Origin of the sequence: Butyrivibrio sp. MC2013 (genome assembly GCF_000424585.1) — a bacterium.
In the GTDB taxonomy this organism is placed as follows: domain Bacteria; phylum Bacillota; class Clostridia; order Lachnospirales; family Lachnospiraceae; genus Butyrivibrio.
The window spans coordinates 56,703-65,858 of sequence record NZ_AUKE01000020.1; the positions used below are offsets into that span (position 1 = coordinate 56,703).

A 9,156-nucleotide genomic window follows, 5' to 3' on the forward strand; every position below is an offset into this window, starting at 1 on the left:
ATAAAGCAATCAATGAAGCTTCAAGCGGCAGATCCACACTTACACAGCAGTATCAGCCGATGACATTTGATGCGATCAAGATCGGCCTGGCTTCTCCGGAAAAGATTCGTCAGTGGTCCCATGGTGAGGTTACCAAGCCTGAGACCATCAACTACAGAACACTCAAGCCTGAGCGCGACGGTCTGTTCTGTGAGAAGATTTTCGGACCTACCAAGGATTGGGAGTGTCACTGCGGCAAATACAAGAAGATCAGATATAAAGGTGTAATCTGCGACAGATGTGGAGTAGAGGTAACCAAGTCTTCTGTAAGACGTGAGCGTATGGGTCACATCGAGCTGGCTGCTCCCGTATCACACATTTGGTACTTCAAGGGCATTCCCAGCCGTATGGGACTGCTCCTGGACATTTCTCCCAGGATTCTGGAGAAAGTCCTCTATTTTGCTTCATATATCGTACTGAATCCCGGAGAAGGCACTACGCTTGAGTACAAGCAGGTGCTCTCTGAGAAGGAATATCAGGATGCCAGAGAAGAGTTTGGTAACAAGTTCCGTGCCGGAATGGGCGCAGAGGCTATCAAAGAGCTTCTCATGGATATCGACCTGGAGAAGGAATACGAGGAGCTTAAGGAAGAGGTTGATACTTCCAGCGGCCAGAAGAGAGCACGTGTCATCAAGAGACTTGATGCCATCGAAGCTTTCCGCGAGTCCGGTAACCAGCCCAGCTGGATGATCATGGACTGCATCCCTGTTATCCCTCCGGATCTTCGTCCTATGGTACAGCTGGATGGTGGTCGTTTTGCAACATCTGATCTGAACGACCTCTACAGAAGGATCATCAACAGAAATAACAGACTTAAGAGACTGCTGGAGCTGGGCGCTCCTGACATCATTGTCAGAAACGAGAAGAGAATGCTCCAGGAGGCTGTAGACGCACTTATCGATAACGGCCGCCGTGGAAGACCTGTTACAGGCCCCGGCAACCGTGCACTGAAGTCTCTGTCAGACCTGCTCAAGGGTAAGTCAGGACGTTTCAGACAGAACCTTCTGGGTAAGCGTGTAGACTACTCCGGACGTTCCGTTATCGTAGTAGGTCCTGAGCTTAAGATCTATCAGTGTGGTCTTCCCAAGGAAATGGCTATCGAGCTCTTCAAGCCCTTCGTTATGAAAGAGCTGGTATTCCGTGGAATATCACAGAATATAAAGAATGCCAAGAAGCTGGTAGAGCGTCTTGATACACAGGTATGGGACGTTCTCGAAGATGTTATCAAAGAGCATCCTGTAATGCTCAACCGTGCTCCTACACTGCACAGACTGGGTATCCAGGCATTTGAGCCTATCCTGGTAGAGGGTAAAGCTATCAAGCTCCATCCTCTTGCATGTACACCTTTCAACGCCGACTTCGACGGCGACCAGATGGCTGTACACCTTCCTCTGTCAGTAGAGGCACAGGCAGAAGCAAGATTCCTCATGCTCCTTCCTAACAACCTCTTAAAGCCTGCTGATGGCGGCCCTGTTAACGTACCTACACAGGATATGGTCCTTGGTCTGTATTATCTGACCCAGGAGCGTCCCGGTGCCAAGGGCGAAGGCAAGTACTTCAAGTCTATTGATGAGGCTGTACTTGCTTATGAAAATGATGTAGTTACTCTTCAGTCAAGAGTATTTGTACGCGTTTCCAAGGCTCATGCTGACGGAACAGTAGAAACAGGTGTTGTATCCAGCACTGTGGGAAGGTTCATGCTCAATGAGAACATCCCTCAAGATTTGGGATTTGTAGACAGATCAAAGCCTGAGAACTTCCTTCTTCCTGAAATTGATTTCATGGTAGGCAAGAAGCAGCTCAAGCAGATCATCACAAAGTGCATTAACGTACACGGAACATTTGGTACAGCAGGTGTCCTTGACTATATCAAGGCTACAGGTTACCACCTCTCAACAAGAGCTGCTATGACCGTTTCCATTTCAGATATGACAGTGCCTCCGCAGAAGCAGCAGATGTTGGATGATGCGCAGAAGACTGTTGACCGTATCGCAGCTAACTACCGTAGAGGTCTCATAACTGACGAAGAGAGATATCGTGCAGTTATCGATACATGGATGCAGACCGATAAGGAACTTACAGGAGTGCTGCTGGAAGGTCTTGATAAGTACAACAACATCTTCATGATGGCTGATTCCGGTGCCCGTGGTTCTAACCAGCAGATCAAGCAGCTGGCCGGTATGCGAGGCCTGATGGCTGATACAACAGGTCGTACCATCGAGCTGCCTATCAAGTCCAACTTCCGTGAAGGTCTGGACGTTCTGGAGTACTTCATGTCAGCCCATGGTGCTCGTAAGGGTCTGTCAGATACAGCTCTTCGTACAGCGGACTCAGGTTACCTGACACGTCGAATGGTAGACGTATCACAGGAACTGATCATCCGTGAGGTAGACTGTTCTGCAGGCAAGGAAGAGATCCCCGGCATGACAGTACGCGCCTTCATGGATGGCAAGGAGACCATTGAGCCCCTGTCAGATCGTATCACAGGAAGATTTGCCTGCGATACTATCAGGGATAAAGATGGCAATGTGATCGTGAAGAGAAATCACATGATCACTCCAAGTCGTGCAGAGAAGATCCTCAGCATTGGCGTTAATTCCAAGGGCGGCCCTGTAGAGGCAGTTAAGATCCGTACTATCCTGACCTGCCGCAGCCACGTAGGTATCTGTGCTAAGTGCTATGGTGCTAACATGGCTACAGGTGAAGCTGTACAGGTAGGTGAGGCAGTAGGTATCATCGCTGCTCAGTCTATCGGTGAGCCCGGTACACAGCTTACAATGAGAACCTTCCATACCGGTGGTGTGGCCGGTGGCGATATCACACAGGGTCTTCCCCGTGTAGAAGAGCTCTTTGAGGCACGTAAGCCCAAGGGACTGGCAATCATCACAGAGATGGACGGAACTGTTGAGATCCGTGATACCAAGAAGAAGCGTGAGGTTGTAGTAACAAACGATGAGACAGGCGAATCCAAGGCTTATCTCATTCCTTACGGATCACGTATCAAGGTTCAGGACGGACAGACAATCGAAGCCGGCGATGAGCTGACTGAAGGTTCTGTTAACCCTCATGACCTTCTCAAGATCAAGGGAATCCGCGCAGTACAGGATTACCTGCTCCGTGAAGTTCAGAGAGTATACCGTCTGCAGGGTGTTGATATCTGCGATAAGCACATCGAGGTCATCGTTCGCCAGATGCTCAACAAGGTAATGATCGATGAGAGCGGAGATACAGATTTCCTGCCCGGAACACTTGTAAATGTACTTGACTTTGAGGATGACAACGAGAGACTGATCTCTGAAGGCAAGAAGCCCGCTGTAGGTAAGCAGGTAATCCTTGGTATCACCAAGTCAGCACTTGCTACAGATTCCTTCCTGTCAGCAGCTTCCTTCCAGGAGACTACTAAAGTCCTCACTGATGCCGCTATACGTGGTAAGGTAGATCCTCTTGTAGGTCTCAAGGAGAACGTAATCATCGGTAAGCTCATTCCTGCAGGAACAGGTCTGAAGAGATATCGTGATGTAGGTCTTAATACAGACGAGAACTTCAAGGATCCTGCAAGGATGATCCTCAGAAAGCAGCCTGCAAATCTTGGACTTGGCAGAATGGATGCTCCTGATGATGAAGAGGAAGCTGAAGCTGCAGATGAGATCATCGAAGTTACAGATGATGTTGAATGATTAACGGATAATAGATAACATATTTTCGTAAAAATAATTATGCTTTTTTATAAAGCGGTGTTGACAAGCATTTAAGCATTAATTATAATATCGAATTGTGTGAAAATACGGAAAGGGGAACGTATGTCCTCTTTCCGTGTTCGCACGTAGATATACATATTCCAACAGGAGGTGAAAAGAATGCCAACATTTAACCAGTTAGTCAGAAAGGGTCGTCAGACAACTGTAAAGAAGTCTACTGCTCCTGCACTGCAGAAGGGTTTCAATTCTCTTCATAAGAAAGAGACTGCTACTTCTTCTCCTCAGAAGCGCGGCGTCTGCACAGCTGTAAAGACAGCTACACCTAAGAAGCCTAACTCTGCTCTGCGTAAGATCGCCAGAGTACGTCTTTCCAACGGCATCGAGGTTACATCCTATATTCCTGGCGAAGGCCACAACCTTCAGGAGCATAGCGTAGTCCTCATCCGTGGCGGAAGAGTTAAGGATCTGCCTGGTACAAGATACCACATTATCCGTGGTACACTTGATACAGCCGGTGTTGCAGATCGTAAGCAGGCTCGTTCTAAGTATGGCGCTAAGCGTCCCAAGAAGGCTAAGTAAGAAACAGTAGTAGTAAATTATTAAGTGTTGGAGTTCTTTATACTATAGAAGTAATATATCTTTTCAGTTACTGATGGTTATATTTACAGACAGTTATAAAAGACCGCACGAACACTTAATGTGAGTACCTATGAATTATCCAATTTTGATAAGGAGGGAAGAACCGTGCCGCGTAAAGGACATATTGTAAAACGTGATGTATTGGAAGATCCTATGTACAACAGCAAGGTTGTAACCAAGCTTGTTAACCAGGTCATGCTGGACGGCAAGAAGGGTGTTGCACAGAAGATTGTATACGGAGCTTTCGCACAGGTTGAAGAGAAGGCAGGTAAGCCTGCTCTTGAAGTATTCGAGTCAGCAATGAACAACATCATGCCTGCACTCGAGGTAAAGGCTAGACGTATCGGTGGTGCTACATATCAGGTACCGATTGAAGTAAGACCCGATAGACGTCAGGCGCTGGCACTCCGCTGGCTTGTAATGTTTTCACGTAAGCGTGGTGAGAAGACTATGATCGACCGCCTCGCTGGCGAGATTATGGATGCATCTAATAATACAGGTGCAGCTGTTAAGCGTAAGGAAGACATGCACAAGATGGCAGATGCAAACAAGGCATTCTCACATTATCGTTTCTGATGTTTGTTTGCAACTTTTTAGGAGGAAATACCTTTGGCAAAGAGAGAATATCCATTGGAGAGAACCAGGAATATTGGTATCATCGCTCATATCGATGCAGGTAAGACTACTTGTACAGAGCGTATCCTCTATTATACTGGTGTTAACTACAAGATTGGTGAGACCCACGATGGCGCTTCTACCATGGACTTCATGGAGCAGGAGAGAGAGCGTGGTATCACAATCCAGTCTGCAGCTACAACATGTCACTGGACTCCTCAGGAATACGGTAAGAAGATTGAAGGCGCTCCCGAGTATCGTCTGAATATCATCGATACTCCCGGCCACGTTGACTTCACAGCAGAAGTTGAGCGTTCACTCCGTGTTCTTGACGGTGCAGTAGGCATCTTCGATGCAAAGAACGGTGTTGAGCCGCAGTCAGAGAACGTATGGCGTCAGGCTGACACATACGGTGTACCGCGTATTGCATTCATCAACAAGATGGATATCGTTGGTGCAAACTTCTACCACGATCTGGATATGATCCGTGATCGTCTTGGTAAGAACCCCATCGCCATCAACATCCCGATCGGCGCTGAGGATACATATGAAGGTCTGATCGACCTCTTCGAGATGAAGGCATACTACTTCAGAGGCGCTAACGGTGCTGATGAAGATTGCGAAGATATCCCTGAAGATATGATGGATCAGGCAAAGGAATGGCACGACAAGATGGTTGAGCAGATTGTCGAGCTGGATGAAGAGCTTATGGAGAGATACCTTGAAGGTGATGAGATCTCAACAGCTGAGCTTAAGGCTGCTCTTCGTAAGGGTACAATCGCTTCTGAAGCAGTTCCTGTATGTAACGGAACAGCTTATAGAAATAAGGGCGTACAGAAGATGCTCGATGCTGTTATCGAGTTCCTTCCTGCTCCTACAGATGTACCGGACGTTGAAGGCGTTGACATGGAAGGTAACGAGATCACATGTAAGTCTACAGAGGATGGCCCTCTGGCAGCTCTTGCATTCAAGATCGTATCCGATCCTTTCGTTGGTAAGCTGGCATTCATCCGTGTATACAGAGGAATCCTTAAGTCCGGTTCCTATGTACTGAACTCAACAAAGGATAGGAAGGAACGTGTAGGTCGTATCCTTCAGATTCACGCTGACAAGCGTACCGAGATCGATGAGGCATTTGCTGGTGATATCGCTGCAGCTGTCGGCCTTAAGGATACAACAACTGGTGATACAATCTGTGATGATCAGAATCCTGTTATCCTTGAGTCTATCGAGTTCCCGGATCCCGTTATTGAGCTTGCTATCGAGCCCAAGACTAAGGCTGGCCAGGCTAAGCTTGGTGAAGCACTTGGTAAGCTCTCTGAAGAAGATCCTACATTCCAGGTACACTCAAATGCTGAGACCGGCCAGACAATCATCGCCGGAATGGGCGAGGTACAGCTGGAAGTTATCGTAGACCGTCTCCTTCGTGAGTTTAAGGTAGAGGCTAACGTTGGTGCACCTCAGGTTGCTTACAAGGAAGCATTTACTAAGGCTGTTGACGTTGATTCCAAGTACGCTAAGCAGTCCGGTGGTCGTGGTCAGTACGGTCACTGTAAAGTAAGATTCGAGCCTATGGATGCTAACGGCGAAGAACTGTACAAGTTCGACAGTGAGGTAGTAGGTGGTGCTATTCCTAAGGAATACATTCAGCCTATCTCCGAAGGTATCGAAGAGGCTATGAAGGCCGGTAACATTGCAGGATTCCCTGTTGTAGGTGTACATGCTACAGTTTACGACGGATCCTACCATGAAGTCGACTCTTCAGAAATGGCATTCCATATTGCCGGTTCTATGGCATTTAAGGATGCTATGGCTAAGGCTGCACCTGCACTTCTTGAGCCTATCATGAAGGTTGAGGTTACAATGCCTGAGGAATACATGGGCGATGTAATCGGTGATATCAACTCAAGACGTGGCCGTGTTGAGGGTATGGACGATATGGGTAACGGCAAGATCGTTCGTGCGTATGTTCCCCTTGCTGAGATGTTCGGTTATGCAACAGATCTTCGTTCCAAGACTCAGGGACGTGGTAACTACTCCATGTTCTTTGAGAAGTACGAGCCCGTACCGAAGAACGTTGCTGACAAGGTTATCACTCAGTACAAGCAGGCATAAGCTGATAAATGATAATATGAGTCCTGATTTCAAGCGTTATACTACAAATATAGGCTATAAAAGGCTTTATTTAATAGGAAACGCTTGAATTTAGGGCAAATATCGAATATAATCGTTATTGGTCAGTTCTTTATCTGCAGTTATTTGACTCGTAGATAACAATAAAAAAAACCATAAAAATGTTTTTACATTTATTTTAAGGAGGACTTTAAAAATGGCAAAGGCACATTTTGACAGAACCAAGCCGCATTGTAACATCGGAACAATCGGCCACGTTGACCACGGTAAGACAACTCTTACAGCTGCTATCACAACTGTTCTGGCTGACAGACAGGGCGGTACAGCAGTTGCTTTCGATCAGATCGATAAGGCACCCGAAGAGAAGGCTCGTGGAATAACAATCTCATCCGCTCACATCGAGTATGAGACAGCTAACAGACACTATGCACACGTTGACTGCCCTGGCCATGCTGACTACGTTAAGAACATGATCACAGGTGCTGCTCAGATGGATGGTGCTATCCTCGTTGTTGCAGCTACTGACGGTGTTATGGCTCAGACAAAGGAGCACGTTCTTCTTGCTCGTCAGGTAGGCGTTCCTTATATCGTAGTATTCATGAACAAGTGTGATATGGTTGATGATCCTGAACTTCTTGACCTGGTTGAGATGGAGATCAGAGACCTTCTTAACGAGTACGAGTTCCCTGGCGATGATACTCCTATCATCCGTGGTTCTGCTCTTAAGGCTCTTGAGGATCCTAAGGGCGAGTGGGGCGACAGAATCGTTGAGCTGATGGATACAGTTGATTCTTATATTCCTGATCCTGCACGTGAGATCGATAAGCCCTTCCTTATGCCTATCGAGGACGTATTCACAATCACAGGTCGTGGAACAGTTGCTACAGGCCGTGTAGAGAGAGGTCAGCTGCACCTTAACGACGAAGTTGAAATCGTTGGTATCAAGGAAGACACAAAGAAGACAGTTGTAACAGGTATCGAGATGTTCCGTAAGACTCTTGATTACGCTGAAGCTGGTGATAACGTTGGTCTGCTCCTTCGTGGTGTAGATCGTACAGAGATCGAAAGAGGACAGGTTCTGTCCGTACCCGGATCTGTAACTTGCCACAGCAAGTTCACAGCTGAGGTTTACGTTCTGACAAAGGATGAAGGTGGACGTCACACTCCTTTCTTCAACAACTATCGTCCTCAGTTCTACTTCAGAACAACAGACGTAACTGGTGTCTGCAACCTTCCTGAAGGCACAGAGATGTGCATGCCTGGTGATCACGTAACAATGAGCATCGAGCTGATTCATCCTATCGCTATGGAGCAGGGTCTTACATTCGCTATCCGTGAGGGTGGACGTACAGTAGGATCAGGCCGTGTTGCTACAATCACTGAGTAATGTCCACGCTAGCCTTGAGCTAAGCGCCATAACGTAAAATAAAAGCAGTCTACCGTGCTAGCACGGGTTAGGCTGCTTTTTATTTTACGTCACGGCATTCAGCGAATGCCGTGACCGAGATGAAGCGGCAGCGTAATCGAGGTGGCGCTTAGCTCAAAGAGATGTAAATTTAAGAAAAAGCGAATGCCGTGACCGAGATGAAGCGGCAGCGTAATCGAGGTGGCGCTTAGCTTGGGTATATCTCTTTTAACCGTATGCGCTAGACAGCGGATTCTTCAGCGCTTACATTATTTATGTGGTAAGCGGTAAACAAAAGGCGTATAGAAAAAGCCCCACCAAATTGATAGAATCCTATAGGAGTACTATCAGCTTGGTGGAGTTTATTTTAGGAGTCACGAAAGTCATAAAAGTTTGTGCACTTTCGTGACTTTTGTTACCTTCTGTTTTGGGGTCGCTAATAATCCCTGCTGATTATTCTTGCAGGGACGTAAGGCGTTATACTGTTGCCATTATGCGGTATTCTGCCCCGGGTCATCTGGAGCAAGCGATGCCGCCTTCTTGGGCGGCTTTGGAACCATTGGCTCCGGAAACATAGAAGAATAAAGGCTATTGCGCCTACACATGCATTCACGCTCATACTCATGA

General features: G+C 47.2%; 5 protein-coding genes. All 5 read left to right on the forward strand.

Annotation, left to right across the window (positions count from 1 at the left end; all coding sequences use genetic code 11):
• The first annotated feature begins 59 nt into the window (after positions 1-59).
• The 5 genes from rpoC to tuf all read left to right on the forward strand — a co-directional run bounded on the left by rpoC (position 60) and on the right by tuf (position 8,511).
• The gene (gene rpoC / locus G636_RS0111150; protein WP_242826960.1) at positions 60-3,716 is read left to right on the forward strand and encodes a DNA-directed RNA polymerase subunit beta'; all 3,657 of its coding nucleotides are present in this window, start codon (positions 60-62) and stop codon (positions 3,714-3,716) included.
• Positions 3,717-3,896: 180 nt separating this feature from the next.
• Entirely contained in the window at positions 3,897-4,316 is a 420-nt protein-coding gene (rpsL, locus tag G636_RS0111155) for a 30S ribosomal protein S12 (protein WP_026508124.1), read from the forward strand.
• Positions 4,317-4,481: 165 nt separating this feature from the next.
• Entirely contained in the window at positions 4,482-4,952 is a 471-nt protein-coding gene (gene rpsG / locus G636_RS0111160; RefSeq protein ID WP_026508125.1) for a 30S ribosomal protein S7, read from the forward strand.
• A 33-nt stretch (positions 4,953-4,985) separates the two neighbouring features.
• Positions 4,986-7,106 (forward strand): elongation factor G, encoded by a 2,121-nt coding sequence (gene fusA / locus G636_RS0111165; protein ID WP_026508126.1) that lies wholly within the window; start codon positions 4,986-4,988, stop codon positions 7,104-7,106.
• 214 nt (positions 7,107-7,320) lie between these two features.
• On the forward strand, positions 7,321-8,511 hold the full coding sequence (tuf, locus tag G636_RS0111170; protein WP_026508127.1) for an elongation factor Tu: 1,191 nt from the start codon (positions 7,321-7,323) through the stop codon (positions 8,509-8,511).
• Positions 8,512-9,156 lie beyond the last annotated feature (645 nt).